Here is a 1,009-nt window from a genome sequence, read left to right as displayed (position 1 = left end):
TCCGGTTCTCAGTCGTCCACATCGGCAGCCTCCACACAGGCAGCCTTGAATCACAAACCCCTCACATCACTCAATATGTCGCCGGACAGACACTTAGGGACGCGAGTTGTCTGTGCGTCCCAAAATCATGCTTGTGGGTCCAAACTTGCGTCTGCGCCGCCCAATGCTGTTTCGGTGTGTTTAAAATGCCGACACGGCAGACTATACGTAGTGGAAGTGCAACTGCTAAGCTGCAGTCTAGGCTGACAGGCTCTCGGATCAGCCGCACGTGGCCGGCGTTTGTTCCTTGTTTTATTGCCAAGCTTGCAAGTCGGAGTACTGGGCCGCCAGCGAAAGACTGACCCTGACCCAGCAAACTGGTCCGCGCTGAGCGCGAGTTTTTTAGGCATCCTGAACCCTGAAGGAGGGTGGATGCCATGCCTCGCAAACACTTCACGAACGAACAGATCGCCTTTGCCCTTCGGCAGGCGGGGAACAGAGCTGAGGGGGAACGTCGAAGCAGCCAGGGTCACGGGCGGAGGAGTCGTTGACTGGGAGCGCCGCACGCCCCATCGCTGGGAGCACTGTTAGTTGTGGAAATCTGACGTTATGGACCGACCCTTGAATGTCCGAGAAGGGTGGAGGCTGTGTGAAAAGAGCGTCTGGTGATTAGGCCGGCCTGACATCGCGGAAGGTTGCCCTGAGGTTTTGCAGGACACGCGGGTCGTTGGTGGCGACTTCGTAGAAGCTGCTGTCGATGGCGGGCACCATAAACACGGGCACCGTAGCGCTCGCATCCGCGTAAGCCTGAAACTCGCCCCAGATGACCTGCTGGGTTCCGTTGGCGAGGTCTCGCAGCCGATCTCCCTTGATCCGCCTGCCGGAGGTCGCAAGCTCTTCGAGACGTCCGGCCTGTTCGCCCGTCGCATCGAATGAACCGCGCCGGGTTTTCCGGAGACCATTTGGTTTGGGTTCAGGCGGCCAAGGGTTGAGCCTCGGCTTTGGCATAGTAGCGGGCTTCGGCCTCGGC

Annotated in this window: 1 protein-coding gene; it reads right to left on the bottom strand. The window is 59.3% G+C overall.

Annotation, left to right across the window (positions count from 1 at the left end):
• Positions 1-648: 648 nt before the first annotated feature.
• A partial coding sequence (locus tag ACFQ4G_RS21890; protein ID WP_379041117.1) for a hypothetical protein occupies positions 649-1,009 on the bottom strand: 361 nt, incomplete at its 5' end.

This window comes from Methylobacterium marchantiae, from assembly GCF_042679825.1.
Taxonomy (GTDB): Bacteria; Pseudomonadota; Alphaproteobacteria; order Rhizobiales; family Beijerinckiaceae; genus Methylobacterium; species Methylobacterium marchantiae.
Note: the sequence above shows the minus strand (reverse complement) of the source record. Positions and strands in the feature narration are given on the sequence as shown.